Source organism: Amphibacillus sp. MSJ-3 (genome assembly GCF_018919165.1).
Taxonomy (GTDB): Bacteria; Bacillota; Bacilli; order Bacillales; family Amphibacillaceae; genus Amphibacillus.
The window spans coordinates 26,240-43,087 of the sequence record NZ_JAHLQM010000007.1; the positions used below are offsets into that span (position 1 = coordinate 26,240).

Annotated in this window: 16 protein-coding genes; all 16 read right to left on the minus strand. The window is 35.1% G+C overall.

From position 1 onward, the window contains the following. Positions 1-183 precede the first annotated feature (183 nt). The 16 genes from KQI76_RS03525 to der all read right to left on the minus strand — a co-directional run bounded on the left by KQI76_RS03525 (position 184) and on the right by der (position 16,747). Positions 184-1,434, minus strand: a complete 1,251-nt coding sequence (locus KQI76_RS03525) for a tetratricopeptide repeat protein (RefSeq protein WP_216398929.1) — start codon at positions 1,432-1,434, stop codon at positions 184-186. 137 nt (positions 1,435-1,571) lie between these two features. Beyond that, entirely contained in the window at positions 1,572-2,864 is a 1,293-nt protein-coding gene (gene aroA, locus KQI76_RS03530) for a 3-phosphoshikimate 1-carboxyvinyltransferase (protein ID WP_216398930.1), read from the minus strand. Between the two features lie 18 nt (positions 2,865-2,882). Continuing rightward, positions 2,883-3,980, minus strand: coding sequence for a prephenate dehydrogenase (locus KQI76_RS03535; RefSeq protein WP_216398931.1), 1,098 nt, complete (start codon positions 3,978-3,980; stop codon positions 2,883-2,885). Further along, on the minus strand, positions 3,973-5,082 hold the full coding sequence (gene hisC / locus KQI76_RS03540) for a histidinol-phosphate transaminase (protein WP_216398932.1): 1,110 nt from the start codon (positions 5,080-5,082) through the stop codon (positions 3,973-3,975). Before hisC ends, KQI76_RS03535 begins: the two co-directional genes overlap by 8 nt. 15 nt (positions 5,083-5,097) lie before the next feature. Further along, on the minus strand, positions 5,098-5,460 hold the full coding sequence (gene aroH, locus KQI76_RS03545; RefSeq protein WP_216398933.1) for a chorismate mutase: 363 nt from the start codon (positions 5,458-5,460) through the stop codon (positions 5,098-5,100). Further along, positions 5,457-6,536: a 3-dehydroquinate synthase gene (aroB, locus tag KQI76_RS03550; protein WP_216398934.1), complete on the minus strand. Its 1,080-nt coding sequence runs from the start codon at positions 6,534-6,536 to the stop codon at positions 5,457-5,459. Before aroB ends, aroH begins: the two co-directional genes overlap by 4 nt. Then, positions 6,536-7,702, minus strand: coding sequence for a chorismate synthase (aroC, locus tag KQI76_RS03555; protein ID WP_216398935.1), 1,167 nt, complete (start codon positions 7,700-7,702; stop codon positions 6,536-6,538). The genes aroB and aroC overlap by 1 nt, the downstream gene beginning before the upstream one ends. Before the next feature lie 365 nt (positions 7,703-8,067). Continuing rightward, a complete protein-coding gene (locus tag KQI76_RS03560) occupies positions 8,068-8,844 on the minus strand; it encodes a CheR family methyltransferase (RefSeq protein ID WP_216398936.1) in 777 nt (258 codons plus the stop codon). Positions 8,845-9,047: 203 nt separating this feature from the next. Beyond that, on the minus strand, positions 9,048-10,019 hold the full coding sequence (locus KQI76_RS03565) for a polyprenyl synthetase family protein (protein ID WP_216398937.1): 972 nt from the start codon (positions 10,017-10,019) through the stop codon (positions 9,048-9,050). A 108-nt stretch (positions 10,020-10,127) separates the two neighbouring features. Then, positions 10,128-10,835: a heptaprenyl diphosphate synthase component 1 gene (locus KQI76_RS03570; RefSeq protein ID WP_216398938.1), complete on the minus strand. Its 708-nt coding sequence runs from the start codon at positions 10,833-10,835 to the stop codon at positions 10,128-10,130. Positions 10,836-10,900: 65 nt separating this feature from the next. Beyond that, a complete protein-coding gene (gene mtrB, locus KQI76_RS03575; RefSeq protein WP_216398986.1) occupies positions 10,901-11,116 on the minus strand; it encodes a trp RNA-binding attenuation protein MtrB in 216 nt (71 codons plus the stop codon). A 548-nt stretch (positions 11,117-11,664) separates the two neighbouring features. Beyond that, the gene (locus KQI76_RS03580; protein WP_216398939.1) at positions 11,665-11,937 is read right to left on the minus strand and encodes an HU family DNA-binding protein; all 273 of its coding nucleotides are present in this window, start codon (positions 11,935-11,937) and stop codon (positions 11,665-11,667) included. 332 nt (positions 11,938-12,269) lie between these two features. Beyond that, entirely contained in the window at positions 12,270-13,748 is a 1,479-nt protein-coding gene (gene spoIVA / locus KQI76_RS03585; protein ID WP_216398940.1) for a stage IV sporulation protein A, read from the minus strand. A gap of 307 nt (positions 13,749-14,055) precedes the next feature. Continuing rightward, positions 14,056-14,316 (minus strand): stage VI sporulation protein F, encoded by a 261-nt coding sequence (locus tag KQI76_RS03590; protein ID WP_216398941.1) that lies wholly within the window; start codon positions 14,314-14,316, stop codon positions 14,056-14,058. 65 nt (positions 14,317-14,381) lie between these two features. Then, a complete protein-coding gene (locus KQI76_RS03595) occupies positions 14,382-15,425 on the minus strand; it encodes an NAD(P)H-dependent glycerol-3-phosphate dehydrogenase (RefSeq protein ID WP_216398942.1) in 1,044 nt (347 codons plus the stop codon). 11 nt (positions 15,426-15,436) lie between these two features. Further along, positions 15,437-16,747, minus strand: coding sequence for a ribosome biogenesis GTPase Der (der, locus tag KQI76_RS03600; RefSeq protein ID WP_216398943.1), 1,311 nt, complete (start codon positions 16,745-16,747; stop codon positions 15,437-15,439). Between the last annotated feature and the right edge of the window lie 101 nt (positions 16,748-16,848).

Sequence of the window (16,848 nt, forward strand, 5' to 3'; positions counted from 1 at the left end):
ACAGCTAGATGAGGAATGCTGTGCTGGTGTTATATTTCAGGAAAGCCATGACATTTTATTTCTAGCTAGCCCCTATCTACCACACTTCAATCACTTGACTAACTAAAGTTAAACCGTGTAACGGATTAATATTATGACTAAACACTCATCCTTTTAATTAGATATAGATATTATGAAATGAATTCAATCATTAAGACGTGCTAAATAATTTTCTATCTCTTCATCACTTGGCTCAATCGCTAAGTATCGATTGAAAATTTGAATCGCTTCTTTTTTTCTACCCTCCTCAACTAAAAAGTAACCATACGATTTAAGAAAATCACTATCAGCTTTAAAATCCAGATATGCTTCTTGGTAAAATTGTAAGGCTAAACTATAGTCTTCTTGTTCCTCATAAGCTTTAGCAAGCTCCCATTTATAATATCCATCTTCTTCGCCTTGTTCTATAATATGAGTGAGAAGTTCAATTATTGCTTCAAAATCACCATCAGAGCGATAATTTTCAATCAAGTATAAAATGCCGTCTTTAAATCCTGGATCTATAACAACTGATTCGCGTGCGTACCGATAGCTTTCCTTTATTTGACCCATTCGTCTTGCCAACGAAGCGGTTGTTAATAATAATTCTTTATTCAATGGATCTAATGTTAAACCTGTTTTTGCCGTTTCATAGCCTTGTTCAATTAAACCTTCTTCTTCATAGGCTTCAGCTAAATAATTATACACAGAAGCAAATTCTCGATCCTGTTTTATTAATTCTTCCCACACTTTGATCGCAATATCTAGTCGATTTGCTCGATAAGCTATAAAGCCATAGCGAAATAAAATATCCGGCTCATCGCTAGCTGTATTTTTATAATATTCAAGTGCGTCTTCAAACTTTCCTATCGCTGCTAAAGATTCAGCTAAACGAAGCGAAAGGTCAACATCCGCCACCTGATCAACTTGATGATACACCTTCTCATAATGAAAAAGAGCATCGTTATAATTTCCAAGTGAAAAGGCTAATTCGCCTTGGGCAAAATCAATCAAATAATCATCTGGGGCTAATTGTTTAGCTTCAATTAACTTTTGTTCCGCAACTTCAAATAACCCTTGAGATTGATACAAATCAGCTGTAATTATTAATGCAGCAAGATAAGCTTCACTTGATGAGTCAATCGATTGTAATTGTACCAACGCGAGCTCATCTTCTTCTAAATCTATATATATTTCGGCTAAGGCCAGTTGAATATCTGCTTCTTCTGGATATTGCTCCAGTAAGGATTCAAGGATCGATCTAGCATCATTCAACAATCCTAATTGGATAAACAGATCAGCAATCATCACTAATTCATCATCATTAGCTTTCCTGATATATTTACGTAATATACTTACTGCTTCTTTTAATTTATCTTGTTCGATTAACTGGACAGCTTGATCAATTGTATTCATACTTATAACAACCTTTCAAAAGAAAACTTAGAATAGCTTAATCATAACGAAATATAGGACTGATTTCAATTTATTGAAAGGAGAAATAAAGTGAACCTTCACTCAGTGAGGGTTCACTTTATTAATAGCTAGCAATTTTATTTCGATTGCAATGCGTTCAAATCGTCAAAAAAAGTAGGGTATGAAATATTAATGACATCTGGATTTGTTAATATCACATCTTCTTGACAGATCAAGGAGGCAATTGCAATCATCATCCCAAGACGATGATCACCATCAGAATCCACTTGTCCACCAATTAAGGTTGTTTCACCTTCAATGATCATACCGTCAGGCGTTGCTTTAACTTTGGCTCCTAGCGTATTTAAGATATTAACAACACTTGAAATTCGATCCGTCTCTTTGTATCGAAGTTCTTCCGCATCACGAATCCTCGTGATTCCTTTTGCTTGTGTTGCTAATAAGGCGAGAATTGGTAATTCATCAATCATACGTGGAATAACGTCACCTGCTACATCAACACCAACTAGTTCAGAATAAGTGATTTTTAAATCACCAATACTCTCTCCACCAACCTGCTTTGTTTCAGTAATGACAATATCTGCATTCATATGCTTTAAAACATCTAAGATACCTATTCGGGTAGGATTTAACCCAACATCTTTGATCGTTAATTCACTTCCAGGAATAAGTAGGGCTGCTACAATAAAGAAAGCAGCTGAAGAAATATCACCAGGCACTTCAATATCTGTTCCAGTTAAAGTTTGTTTACCTTGTACAGTTACTTTATTTCCTTCAATCTTGATCTTCCCACCAAAAGCAGTCAGCATATTTTCAGTATGGTCACGAGTTTTGATCGTTTCAATAACGGTGGTTTCACCATTTGCTAATAAACCAGCTAGTAACACACCTGATTTCACTTGAGCACTTTTTACTGGTGGATAAAATGTAATACCATCTAAAGATTGACCACGAACCGCAATCGGTAAATAACTGCCGTTACTACGCCCATCAATTTGTGCACCCATCTTTAATAAGGGATCCCGAATACGATCCATCGGGCGGGCCGTTAGTGATTGATCTCCAAATAAGGTAGTGTGAAAAGGTAGTCCAGATAAGAGTCCTAGTAATAATCTTGCAGTTGTACCAGAGTTACCTAAGTCAATTGGTATTAGTGGTTCTTTTAAACAATCAAGTCCTTCACTTTCAATTATAACTTCTTCACCTTTTTGCTTAATCTCTACTCCCATTGCCTGAAAAGCCTTTATAGTTACTAAACAATCTTCACCATTTAAAAAGTGAGTAATTGTTGTCTTTCCTTTAGCAAGTGAACCAAAAATAATCGCTCGATGTGAAATTGATTTATCGCCAGGCACCGTTATCGTTCCTGTTAAAGGTGATTTTATAGGACTTAAATGAATCTTTTTCATACAATATCTCTCCCTCTATTAGTCAAGCGAACATTCGTAACCATTTTTTATGAGAATTCTATGACTTGCTAATTGATCGTCCTTGGTCATCAAACTTAATCTTAGGACACCAGTAATTCCATCGCGTATTTCTAGAATTTCTATATTCTTTATACTGATTTCTTGACTAGATAGGAGCTCAACTACATTCAAAATAGCACCTGCTTGATCAAAAATATCAACGAAAATATCATAAAATGCAGGGATAGCCCCTCTATTTGTTCGATCTAATCCATCACGGTACTCGCGCGCTTGTTCTAAATAATGATACATCGTTATTTTATCATTGCTTTCTAATAAGGCTTTTAAATCTTGCATTTCATTAATCCAGTCATGAAGTAATTGAGCTAAAATTGTTTTATTTTGGAAAAATATATCTTGCCACATCGCTGGATCACTAGATGCGATTCGAGTAATATCGCGAAACCCCCCAGCTGCAAGAGTTGGAATTTTATCGTGTTTCAATTGCCAGCTCTTTGCCTGTTGGACTAAGGAGGAAGCAATTAAATGAGGGAAATGTGAGATAACACTTGTCATTTCATCATGTTCAAGTGGATTTAAAGTCATAAATTTAGACTTTGTACTAGACAATATACTTTTTAACTCTGCCACCGACTCATCACTAGTTCTTTTTGTTGGTGTTAAAATATATATTGCATTCTCGAATAAATGACCTTTTGCAGCTTCAATTCCCTGTTTATGCGATCCAGCCATTGGATGTCCACCGATAAAGGTAACATGATCTGACTGAATTGACTCTGCTACCTCCATGATATTAGATTTTACAGATGATACATCAGTTATAATAATTGGCTTGTCAAAGGAAACGGTTTTAATTCGTTCCAATAAAGCGATTGTTTTAGATACTGGAGCGGCTAATATACAAAAATCTACGGTTTTTATAATGGCTTCAAAATTTGTGCTAATTTGATGAACAATTTTTTTCTCGAGGGCATAAGACAATGATTTTTGATCGATATCGTAACCAATGACATGATGATCAGAATGTTCAGTTATATTTAATGCTAGGGACCCACCAATTAACCCTAGTCCCGCAATTAATATTTTCTTACTCACTAATGCCATCCTCCGTATATTTATCTAAAAACAACTTAATTTTATCTTGTAATTCTACCATGTCTTCTGAATTTCCGATCGTTATTCTTACACCATTTGGATGTCCTAAGGCTTCGCCCGATCTAACAATAAAACCATTCTTAATTAAATAATCAAATAGAAGATCCCCGGACACCGGTAATTTGACAAAAACAAAGTTAGCTTCAGAATCATAGTATTCTAACCCTACCTGATCTAAAAAGAGCGTAAAGGTCTGTTTATTCTTAATAGTCTCCTCAACAGTTCGCTTAACAAAGTCACTATCTTTATAAGCGGCTATCGCTGCTTGTTGAGCTAATCTTGTTGTATTAAAAGGTCCCCTAGCTATATTTAATGCTTCAATAATCGACAAACTAGCTATACCAAAGCCTACCCTTAATCCAGCTAAACCGTATACTTTAGAAAAAGTTCTTAAAATAATTAAATTAGGGTATTTATCTAATAGATTAAGTGTATTTGGTTTATCCGAAGCTACTGCATAATCATGATAAGCTTCATCTAAGACAACGAGAACATCTTTTGGACATTGTGTTAAAAAGTTCTGTAAAGATTGATCATTAATCAAACATCCTGTTGGATTATTGGGTGAACAAAGCCAAATTATTTTAGTCGATTGATCAACTTCTGATAACATTTTTTGCAAATCATGATAACCATTGATTAAAGGGACTTCCTTAACGCTCGCACCTTGAATTAAAGCATTGTGTTTGTACTGTGGAAATGTCGGTCTAGCAATAATTGTATTTGTGCCTGGCTCTAAAAAAGTCCGACAAATAATATCAATTAGTTCATCTGCACCACATCCAAAAACAAGTTGATCACGTTCAACCCCTAAATCTTCACTAAGTATATCTCTTAGTTCAGTAGCATAACCATCTGGATAGATCTCAAAATGATTGGCTTCTTGTTCTATAACTTGATCAACCTTATTTGAATAACCAAATGGGTTTTCATTCGATGCTAATTTTACGATTTTCTCAAGCCCGTATTCCCGCTTAACGTCCTCTGTTTGCTTGCCTGGTTTATATGGCGACATCTCTTTAAATATACCTTTCGCTTGCACTGACAACCCCTCCAATTATTCAAATAAATCTGGTCTTAATGTTCTAGCTTCATGATGATAGATATGCTTGATTTGCTCTTGTTTAAGCTCTGTTTCTACAGTCATCATGATCCGTACGCAACGTGGTAAACCGTTAGGAACATCAATTTCTTGCATACACATAACAGGTACATATTTCCATCCTGGTAATTCTCTAATTGGTTTAGCAGGAAAAGTCGCATTTAAATCTGTTGTCACTGTAACGAGTACAGATGTAACATCTGATGCGGAAATTTTATTTTGTTCGATCATTTCTAAAACTAACTGACGTGTATTGTCAATGATTTCTATAGCGTCATTTTGACTTACTGTTGTCGCTCCTCTTATTCCTCTAATCAATGATGATTCAACTCCTGTAAAAAATCTTCTAACCAAACCGTAATTTTATGATCATCAAATTGTTTGATCATTGGTTTGCCTAAATCTTTTAATAAAACCATTGTAATCTTTTGATCCTTCACCTTTTTATCGCGTTTCATACGTTCCACTAATTTTGCCACTGATAATTGTGGAAGTCGAGTTGGATATTGGTTATTTATTAGCCATTGATAAAGCGCGTCATAAGGTAATTGGGACTTATAATACTTTTCACTAACTTGGAGGGCAAATAACATCCCGATTGCGATTGCTTCTCCATGTGTGATTTTCCCATAACCAAGCTCAGCCTCTAAAGCATGACCTAATGTATGGCCAAAATTTAAATACTGACGAATATTTGTTTCACGCTCATCTTGTTCGACAATATTTGCTTTTACTTCAATGCCTCTTAATAAGTCCTGCTTTAAATAATTATCATCCAAAGGTTTATTCAAATCAACTTGTTGTAATTTCTCCCAAAAAGGAGGTTCATTAATCATACTATGTTTAACAATCTCAGCATAACCAGACCTCACTTCAGTAAATGGAATGGTGTGCAGTGTCTCAACATCATAAATTACAGCTACTGGTGGAAAAAAACACCCGATCAAATTTTTCCCTTCTGGATGATTAATAGCTACTTTCCCTCCAACACTGCTATCATGTGCTAATATCGTTGTTGGCATTTGGATAAAATCAATTCCTCGCATAAAAGTTGCTGCAACAAAACCTGCTAAATCACCAATCATTCCACCACCTAAGGCAATAATTAGCCCATCTCGATCTAAACCAGATCGAATTGCCTCTGTCATAATATCAAAGTAGAACCGCATACTTTTTGAACCTTCACCTGCTGGAACAACTGTATAAGTCACATGATAATCCTTTTCAATAGATTGAATAACATCATCCAAGTAGAGGGGTTCTACATTACTATCCGTAATAATAAATATTCGACTATATCTTTTCGTTAAAAAATCCAGAACATGATGTCTTAATCCTTTACCAATTGTGACATCATATTGTTTTGTACTTGTATGAACAGTTATTTTTTTCATTAGAAGCACCTTACTTCCTCACGATATTGATCAATGGCTTCCTTAAGTTTTGGAAATTGGTCATACGGAAATTGTTCTAAGATTGCTTTTGCTATTTCAAAAGCAACAACATGTTCCATTACAACTGCTGCTGCGGGAACAGCACATGAATCTGATCGTTCAATACTCGCATTAAAAGGTTCCTTAGTATCGATATCAATACTTTGTAAAGGCTTATAAAGAGTGGGAATAGGCTTCATAACGCCTTTAACGATAATTGGCATGCCTGAAGTCATACCACCCTCAAAACCACCTAAATTATTCGTTTTTCGTGTATAACCACTTTCTTCAGACCAAGTGATCTCATCATGAACCTGGCTACCATTCCTTCTCGCTGCCTCAAAGCCAATCCCAAATTCAACTCCTTTGAAAGCATTAATACTTTGAACCGCAAAGGCAATCCGTGCATCTAGCTTTCGATCATAGTGAACATATGAACCGATTCCAGCAGGCATCCCCTCGACACATACTTCACAAATACCTCCGATAGAATCTCCTTCCTTCTTTGCTTTATCAATAGCATCCATCATCTTTTGTCCTGCCTCTGAATCAAGACAACGGACAGGGGATTCTTCAGAGATTGCAATTTTTTCTTCAATCGTTAAATCTGTTGAATATTCAGCTTTAATACCAGCTATTTCATTAACATAACCAACGATATTTATTCCTAAATTATTCAATAATACTTTAGCTACAGCACCCGCAGCAACTCGAGCAGCTGTTTCGCGTGCTGACGATCGTTCTAGAATATTTCTCATATCACGGTGCCCATATTTAATCGCACCATTCAAATCTGCATGTCCAGGTCTTGGGCGGGTGACGACACGTCGTAAACTTGCATCTGGCTCAATCGGATCTTCACCCATGATGTCCTGCCAATGTTTAAAATCATCATTTTTAATAACTAGGGCAATTGGTGAACCCAGCGTATAACCGTGACGAACTCCACCAACAATATCAACTAAATCTTTCTCAATTTGCATCCGTTTTCCTCGACCGTGCCCTTTTTGCCTTCTTAAAAGCGATTGATTAATTTGATCACTTGTTAAAGGCAATAATGCTGGTACACCTTCGATAATCGTTGTTAATTGCTTTCCATGTGATTCACCAGCCGTTAAATAGCGCATCAACCTTCCCCCTCAATTATTCTTATATTTTTATTAATATAACACACCTTAGCACTTCTGTGTGCAATAAATTAATAGACAATTCCTTTTATTCAAACATTTTCAGTTTAAAAATAATTTATATGTAATTTACTTCCCTTAGATACAGTGAAACTTTAATCAGTGGGGGTATCCCAATTGATTATTAGCACCACAAGGGTATGACCTAAAGGCCCTTGAACCAATCGGGACCTTACTGTCAGTTGATCTCCCAACTTACAATCTTTACTTCCCTTCAAATGCTTGAAGCGGGAGTCTTACTGAAAATTATAATTATAAAAAAGAAACGTTCATAAATCATTCCGATTATGCTCGTCTCTTATATTTCATGACTTATACTTTTGATAGAAAAAAGTATCTAATAATCTGAGTTGATAAGCTTCGGGTGTGAAAATTTGTTCTGTACTCCCGACAAAAAATACTCCTTCATTAACTAAAGATTGACTAAATTTCTGATATATTTCTGTTTTTGCCTGATCAGTAAAATAGATAAGGACATTTCGACAGACGATTAAATCAAAACCCTTTGGATAGGGATCAGATAATAAATTATGCTTTTTAAATGTAATTACCTGCTTTAGCTTCTCATCTATTGTGTACAATGAATTGTCATAAGAAAAAAAGCGGTCTTTTAATGCCTTTGGTACTTCCTTTAATGCACGTTCTGTATAAATTCCTTGTTTTGCACGTTCTAATATTTTTTCATCAATATCGGTTGCTAAAATGGATACTTTGGACATATCCATCTTCTGACTTAAAATCATTGCGATCGTATATGGTTCATCACCAGTAGAGCATGCTGCACTCCATATTCTGATCTGTGATTTATTTTTGATTAATTCGGGAAGGATCTTTTCCTCCAATACCTGCCACCTCTTAATATTACGGAAAAACTCCGAAACATTGATGGTCATTTTATCAAGGAACTCATCCATCATATCCTGATCTTTATCAAGAGCTTGATAATATGTAGAAAAATCTTTAAAACCTCTTTTATCACGTAAGGATGTCAAGCGACGTTTCATTTGTACTTCTTTATATAAACTTAAGTCAATTTTTGTTTTTCTTTTAATCAATGTTATGAATTCTTGGTAATCTGACATGAATTTTTTCTCCTTCACTAGCTAACTAGTGCCTTAAGATAGAATGATATATATATTACATTTCAGTGAGTAAAACCTACAATTAGCTAACTGGGTATAAAAAATGAATGATCTAGCTTGCCTTAAACTTCCGGTCATTTAAGGCAATTGGAGAAAATCATGAATTAATTGAAGTTTGATGTTATCTAGTAAATATAACCTACTCAATAATTCCTTTTTCCTAAATAGCCAATTATCTGTAATAATATTTGTTTTTCTACTTGACTTGGTAATTGATTAACTTTTTTCAAGGCTTGGTTTAAATACCATTGACTGATTCGATAGGATTCATCAATCGCTTTTGTCTGTTTAATCTCTTCTATCGTGGGTTTTAAATCAACAGGGTAACCCATATAAAGTAGTTGAAAATGTTCTTTAATCTCATCATAAAGCTTTTTATCTTTAATCGCTAGAAGCGATGGTAACGTTAGATAGCCTTCTGCTAAATCCTGACCGTTTAATTTGCCAAGCTTTTGATTGTAATCAGTAAAGTCTAAGATATCGTCAATAATTTGATAAGACATCCCCAAATAATATCCAAACCAATACAAAGATTGTTGAATTGAGGTTGGTGCATTTGTCATTAGTGCACCTAATTGACAAGAAACAGCAATTAATCTAGCAGTTTTATTACGATTAACTTTTAAATATTTAGTCACCGAACAATTAATTTGATAGCGACTTTTCAGCTGGTCTATTTCACCCATGGATAGTTTATTTATTGTATCAGCAAAAATTTGATGCACATAAACGTTCTCAATTTCCGCCATCATCTCAAGTGCTTGAGCGAATAGATAGTCTCCAATAAAAGTAGCATACTGATTATTATAAGCCTCATGAATAGTTGTTATGCCACGCCTTAAAGGCGCATGGTCAATGATATCATCATGAATTAAACTAGACATATGAATTAACTCTATAGCGGCAGCTAATCGATAGGGTTTCGATTGACCTTCTTGACCAAAACAACTTGAGATAAGACATAATAAAGATCTTGTCCTCTTACCACCGGCTTTTGTTAGTTGAGTACTCAAAGTTTTAATTGGTTCTTCAGCTTGTGAAAAGGTCGCTAGTAAAATCTGATTAATTTGTTGCAAGTCCTCTTCTAGATATGCGTATTGTTTAGGTATATACATAGGATCAACCTCATACCGGTAATTACAATTATATAATAAACCCTGACTTTCCTTGTATAATCGAAGCGGAAGTCTTAAAGTCAGTTAGTCTGTGATGAAAGGGATTAATCAACTTTGTAATTTGGCTTTATTTGTGAAATGCTCTTTTAAGCAGATGTCAATAAATGTAGCTAAGTTTTGTAAATATAGTGGAATTTGTTTATTTATTTGAGTAAGTAATAATTGACTTTCCATTTGTAATATATCTAAATTAGAAATTTCGCGATCATTTACCTGCTTTAAATTCATATGTAACGATTTCCGTTCTGCCTCTAATAAATAATAATAGCCAACTTCTTTAATAAAAGCCTCCAACATATGTAGATCAAAGTAGCGGATGAGATGAAAAAGAAGCTTAAGCTCAATCTCAACCTTCTTTTTTAAATAAAGTTTATCATTAGGACGTTGTTGATGTATCACTTGAACTTTCAACTGGTTGATTTCTTTAATTGCTAGGGCTAATGAATGAATTAAACAAGGCTCATCATACTTAGCGACTAGAACATAGTACTGACTACTTAAATAATCGCCATTTAAGATCTGCCAAGCATTGGATATACAATGTTGATTTGCTATTTGCTGATGAATATCAACAGACATTTGTAATAAGGCAATGGCAGTAATTATATCTACTTGTTTATCTACTGGCCAATTTGATTGATTAATTAGTTTAATTACAATATCCACTCTAAAATCACTGGTTAGTTGCTGGTTATTTACTTCGATTCGATTAAGTAGATTTGTTAATTTATTTTGTACTAGTTGTTTAATCTCCATTACACTTTACCCCTTACCATATACCTATGATGCAATTGATATAAATAGATTTTCGTCCTAGTAAGCTATAAAGAGTCTATACTACCATGGCGAGATTGAACAGTTGCTTTTCCCTTTATTTTAATTGCGGAAGTATGATCAGTAAATTGAACGACTAATATTTCACCTTGATCTAATTTTTCAGAATGATGAAACTTAGTTGATTCACCTCTTGTCAAGCCGATAACCTGGACACCATCTTCTTCAGCTTTAATAATCAAAAAGTCCGATTCCATTTTAATCACCTATTTAAATTTATTTTAATCACTATAGATAAAGTGAAACTTCAATCAGTGGGAGACCTACAAGACCTAAGTCATACAGATCCTACCACAGAACCTAGTCAGTTTAAGCTGACTCCCCCCCACCCCAACTGATTTTTAGTACCACAAGGGGATGACCTAAAGTCCCTTGAACCAATCGGGCCGCTACTGTCAGTTGATCTCCACTTACAACTCTTACTTTCCTTCGGATTCTTCAAGTGGGAGACTTACTAACAGTTGCACTTCGATAAAGAAAATCATTGCGAAGTAAATATTTAGACTCATGTAATATAGACGTAAGTATGTACTATAACATCGTCACTCTCATCTACTTTAAACCCCTTAGACAAGCCTTACAACTTATTAAGGTTAAAGAAACACACCAGGCTATCATTGACCAGTGATCCCTAACTTTTCATTCGATGGATCCCCTTGTATGATTGAAGTGCGTGGCTTACAGTTAGTTCATTTGAAATAAAATAAAGAGGGTGCAATTAATGCACCCTCATCACGCCCTATGTAAAATATTATTTTACAATATCTTTAAGGGCTTTACCTGGTTTGAAAGCAGGAACTTTGCTAGCTGGGATTTCGATCTCAGCACCAGTTTGTGGGTTACGGCCTTTACGGGCAGCACGGTCACGCACTTCAAAGTTACCGAATCCAATTAATTGTACTTTTTCACCGTCTTTAAGTGAATCCATGATAGATTCTAAAACTGCATCAACAGCTTTAGTTGCGTCTTTTTTAGAAAGTTCACTTTTTTCAGCAACAGCATTAACTAGATCTGTCTTGTTCATGATATTCACCTCCTCCCGCATTTAAATTCTTGAAGCATAAGAACTTAAATGGTCTTAATCCATTTGTTCACAATATCGCTTGATTCTATACTTCGTATCACCAATTAATTAGGTGACAAAGCCTATAATAAACGAGTTTTTCTACAAATTCAACAAAAAATACAAGATTAATTAATTTTGTTTAAAATATCTAAGGAAAAAATTAATATTTTTCGGATAAATAATATTGGTAAAGACTGATAGATCAAGCTTTAAACAGTTAAATCGTAACATAGCTTCACTCACAATGCAACTTTTGTCACAAAATAAAAAACGACTTGATTTTCAAGTCGTTATAATATGATGGCGATCATTCCACCAGAACCTTCATTTACTATCTTTTCTAATGTTTCTTGTAACTTATGGCGGACATTTTCTGGCATTAATGTGATTTTCCCTTGTATCCCTTCTCGAACAATTGAGCTTAATGAACGACCAAATATATCTGATTGCCAAATAGACAGTGGATCATCTTCAAAATCTTGCATTAAGTATCTAACCAATTCTTCACTTTGCTTTTCAGTTCCGATAATCGGAGAAAACTCAGATTCCACATCAACCTTCACCATATGGATAGATGGAGCAATTGCCTTTAATCTAACACCGTAGCGAGAGCCTTGACGAATAATTTCCGGTTCATCTAAAGTCATGTCATTGACTGTAGGTGCAGCAACTCCATATCCTGTTTGTTTAACCATTGCTAGTGCATCAGAAATTTGATCATACTCTCTTTTTGCTTTTGCAAAGTCTTGCATTAACTCAAGCAAATGGTCTTTCCCTGTGATTTCCTCGCCAACAATTTCTTTTAATACTTGATCATATAAATGATTTGGAGCGTCCAAATCTATTTCAGCAATTCCTTCCCCCATATCAACTCCGTTAATTTTAGCTGAATCAATATAATCGTATTCAGTAAAATAGTTTACAACGCGATCGACATCTCGTAATCGCTTAATATCTTTCACTGTTTCTTGAATAGCCTCTTGATAGCTTGTTCTTAGCCAGTGATCTTCATTTAACACCATAACCCAGCTCGGTAAATTGACGTTAACCTCAAGTACTGGAAATTCATATAAAGCTTCCCTTAAAGCATTATAGGCATCTTCTTGATTCATTCCTTCTGCACTCATTGAAATAACTGGAATATCATACTGCTCATTTAATGATTGTCTCAGTAGCTCTGTTTCCTGGTGATAAGGCTTTGTTGAATTTAATATCATGATAAAAGGTTTTCCAACTTCTTTTAATTCATCAACAATCCGTTCTTCAGCTTCAAGATAGTCTTCACGAGGAATATCCCCTATTGTTCCATCACTAGTTACAACTACACCAATCGTTGAATGTTCTTGGATTACTTTTCTAGTTCCGATTTCAGCTGCTTCATCAAATGGAATAGGCTCTTCATACCATGGGGTATTGATCATTCTAGGTCCATTTTCATCTTCAAATCCCTGTGCACTTTCAATCGTATAACCAACACAATCAACTAATCTGACATTAACAGCTAATCCTTCATCGACTTCTAATTGAACAGCTTGATTCGGAACAAATTTAGGCTCAGTTGTCATAATTGTTCTTCCAGCTGAACTTTGTGGCAATTCATCTTGCGTTCTGCTTCGTTCTTCCTCATCCTCCATATTTGGTATAACCACATTCTCCATAAATTTTTTTATGAAGGTTGACTTTCCTGTGCGAACCGCCCCAACAACTCCAAGATAAATATCGCCATTTGTACGTTTCGAAATATCTTTAAATAGATCTACTTTTTCCACATAATCCCCTCCCGGTCTCCTTCAACATCGCAAAGTGCGATCTACTGACACTATGAGTCTATGATGTTGTCCCAATGGATTATGACAGCAGATTTAATAATATTTCTAAGATTACTTGTTTTAATCGATCAATAGAGATATATGCTTGATTTCTATTTTAATGAAAACATAAATAAAACCGAGATAGAAGGGGCTTTCTAACTCGGTTTGACTAAGATTAACACCCAGGAGCAACTTTAATGTGAGTACTGTGCATAATATTTTATGCAGTGGATGGTTTGATGTATAAACAAACACCCAGTCGATACTATTTTTTAAATTGTTGCCCTAAAGTATTGATATCCTTTGGAATTTTATTTTGGGTAATGGTTTGAACAAGTTTATCCTCTTTTTCTTTTGAAATTGGCTTATTGGCCAATTGACTTAACTGTTTAACAAGATCTCTTACTGTCTTTTCGTCGGTAAAATCAGCATTTTGAACGGAATTAGCCACGCTAAAGATTTCATCAGGCTTTATATTTGTTTTACTTTTAATTTGATTAAAAATATTTTTCTGGTTATCACTCACCTAGTTTCCTCCTTGCTTAACATTTTCATGATACTATATGCAAGGAGCAATTAACCTGTTCATCTTTAATCTCGACTATAATATTGTTTCAGTAGTCCATGTACTTCATCAATTTCATTTCGCTTAGTCCGTGTCATCAATTGTTCAACAATTTCACGAGGATCTGCATCTTCAAATAAGATTTTGTAAATACCAAATGTAATTGGCATTTCAATTCCTTTACTCTTTCCAAGCTGATAGGCTGCTTTTGCAGTCCTAACGCCTTCTACAACCATATTCATATCCTCTAAAATATATTCTAAAGTTTGCCCTTTGGCTAGTCTATAACCAGCATTCCAATTACGGCTGTGACGGCTTGTTGATGTAACGATTAAATCACCAATTCCAGTTAAACCCATGAATGTAAGTGGATCTGCTCCCATAACCGTTCCTAATCTAGCTATCTCAGCTAATCCTCTTGTTACAAGTGCAGCTTTTGCATTATCTCCAAAACCAAGCCCATCAGATATACCTGCCCCCAAGGCAATAATATTTTTTAAGGCGCCACCCAATTCAACACCTATGACATCATTATTTGAATAAACACGAAAACGATCATTCATAAATAAACTTTGGGCATGTAATGCAGATCGATTAGATCTGGATGCAGCCGTTACTGTTGTTGGATGGCCAACACTGACTTCTTCTGCATGACTCGGACCTGATAAAATCACAATTTCATCAAATAGATCTTCCGGAAGTTCTTCCTCCATAATCTCAGATACCCGTTTAAAAGATTCAGGTTCAATTCCTTTCGTACCATGAATAATAGTTACCTTGTGTTTAAGAACAACTTTAACTTGTTGACATACTGAGCGAATAGCTTGGGTCGGTAAAACAAAAACAACAGCCGAAACATCATCTAGTGCCTGTTTAAGGTTACTATAAGCTTTTAATTGTTTTGGAAGCACAACATCTTTAAGATAAGCTTGATTACGATGTGTTTGATTAATTTCCTTTGCTTGTTGTTCTTTATGTGTCCATAATCGGACATCATGACCATTTTCGCTTAAAACAATTGCTAGGGCTGTTCCCCAACTTCCAGCACCTAGTACTGCAATCTTCTCCATCATGTCATCTCCTAACTACGTGTTCTAGCAAATATTTTAATAGGGGTACCTTCAAAGCCAAATGCTTCACGAATCCTATTCTCTAAAAAGCGTTTATATGAGAAATGCATAAGATCTGGGTCATTAACAAATACAACGAATGTTGGTGGTTTAATTGCTACCTGAGTTGTATACAAGATCTTTAATCTTTTTCCGTTGACCGTTGGAGTCGGGTTGAACGCCACCGCATCCATAATTACATCATTAAGAACACTTGTTTCAACTCGTTTCGAATGATTTTCACTTACTAGACGTACTTTCGGCATTAAAGTATGAATTCGTTTGCTTGTTAATGCGGATAGAAAAATAATAGGGGCGTAATCCAAAAATTGAAAATGAGCTCGTACTTGATCTTCAAATTTCTTCATTGCTTGCTGATCTGAATCAACTGTATCCCACTTATTAACAACAATTACGACTGCCTTACCAGATTGATGTGCATAACCCGCAATTTTCTTATCTTGTTCAATAATACCCGTTTCGGCATCTATTAAGGTTAAGACAACATCAGAGCGCTCAATCGCTTTTAGAGCACGTAAAATACTATAACGTTCAGTAGCTTCATAAATTTTCCCTCGTTTTCTCATTCCGGCCGTATCAATAATCACAAACTCTTGACCATCAAAGGTGAAGGGTGAGTCTATTGCATCACGAGTAGTTCCTGCAATATTACTTACGATTACACGATCCTGTTGTAATATCGCATTGACAAGCGAAGATTTTCCAACATTAGGACGACCAATTACACTAAAATATAGTGAATCGTCCGCTTCTTGTTCTACTTCAAGATCGGGAAACAATTGAATAACTCGGTCAAGCATATCACCAAGTCCTAATCCATGGGTTCCTGATATTGGGAAGGGTTCTCCAAATCCAAGACTATAAAATTCATATATTTTTTCTCGCATTTCGGGATTGTCAATTTTATTAACAGCCAATACTATAGGTTTATTTGATTTATAGAGAATTTTAGCAACTTCTTCATCAGCAGCTGTAATTCCATCTCTACCATTTACAATAAAAATAATTACATCAGCTTCGTTTATCGCAATGTCCGCTTGTTCTCTCATCTGAACAAGTAATGGCTCATCACCTAATTCAATTCCACCCGTATCAATCAAATTAAATTCAGTTGTTAACCATTCAACTTTTGAATAGATTCGATCTCTTGTTACTCCCGGTGTATCATCTACAATCGATATTCTTTCTCCAACTAGTCGATTAAAAATAGTTGACTTCCCAACATTTGGCCTTCCAACTATCGCTACTACAGATTTCCGCATGAAAGGGTCATCCTTTCTATAATTTAATAAATATCATTATTTCCTACCATCTTCATTGGAATGTGATCAGATTCTCTTTCTCAATCAAAGACTGCATATAA

Bases quoted from the DNA above. Each gene is read 5' to 3' on its own strand.
- aroA (WP_216398930.1), bottom strand. From the start codon at position 2,864: ATGAAAAAGATTCATTTAAGTCCTATAAAATCACCTTTAACAGGAACG.
- KQI76_RS03570 (WP_216398938.1), bottom strand. From the start codon at position 10,835: ATGGAGATTAAACAACTAGTACAAAATAAATTAACAAATCTACTTAAT.
- KQI76_RS03595 (WP_216398942.1), bottom strand. From the start codon at position 15,425: ATGGAGAAGATTGCAGTACTAGGTGCTGGAAGTTGGGGAACAGCCCTA.
- KQI76_RS03560 (WP_216398936.1), bottom strand. From the start codon at position 8,844: ATGTCAGATTACCAAGAATTCATAACATTGATTAAAAGAAAAACAAAA.
- KQI76_RS03525 (WP_216398929.1), bottom strand. From the start codon at position 1,434: ATGAATACAATTGATCAAGCTGTCCAGTTAATCGAACAAGATAAATTA.
- der (WP_216398943.1), bottom strand. From the start codon at position 16,747: ATGCGGAAATCTGTAGTAGCGATAGTTGGAAGGCCAAATGTTGGGAAG.
- KQI76_RS03580 (WP_216398939.1), bottom strand. From the start codon at position 11,937: ATGAACAAGACAGATCTAGTTAATGCTGTTGCTGAAAAAAGTGAACTT.
- aroC (WP_216398935.1), bottom strand. From the start codon at position 7,702: ATGCGCTATTTAACGGCTGGTGAATCACATGGAAAGCAATTAACAACG.
- KQI76_RS03565 (WP_216398937.1), bottom strand. From the start codon at position 10,019: ATGTATATACCTAAACAATACGCATATCTAGAAGAGGACTTGCAACAA.
- aroB (WP_216398934.1), bottom strand. From the start codon at position 6,536: ATGAAAAAAATAACTGTTCATACAAGTACAAAACAATATGATGTCACA.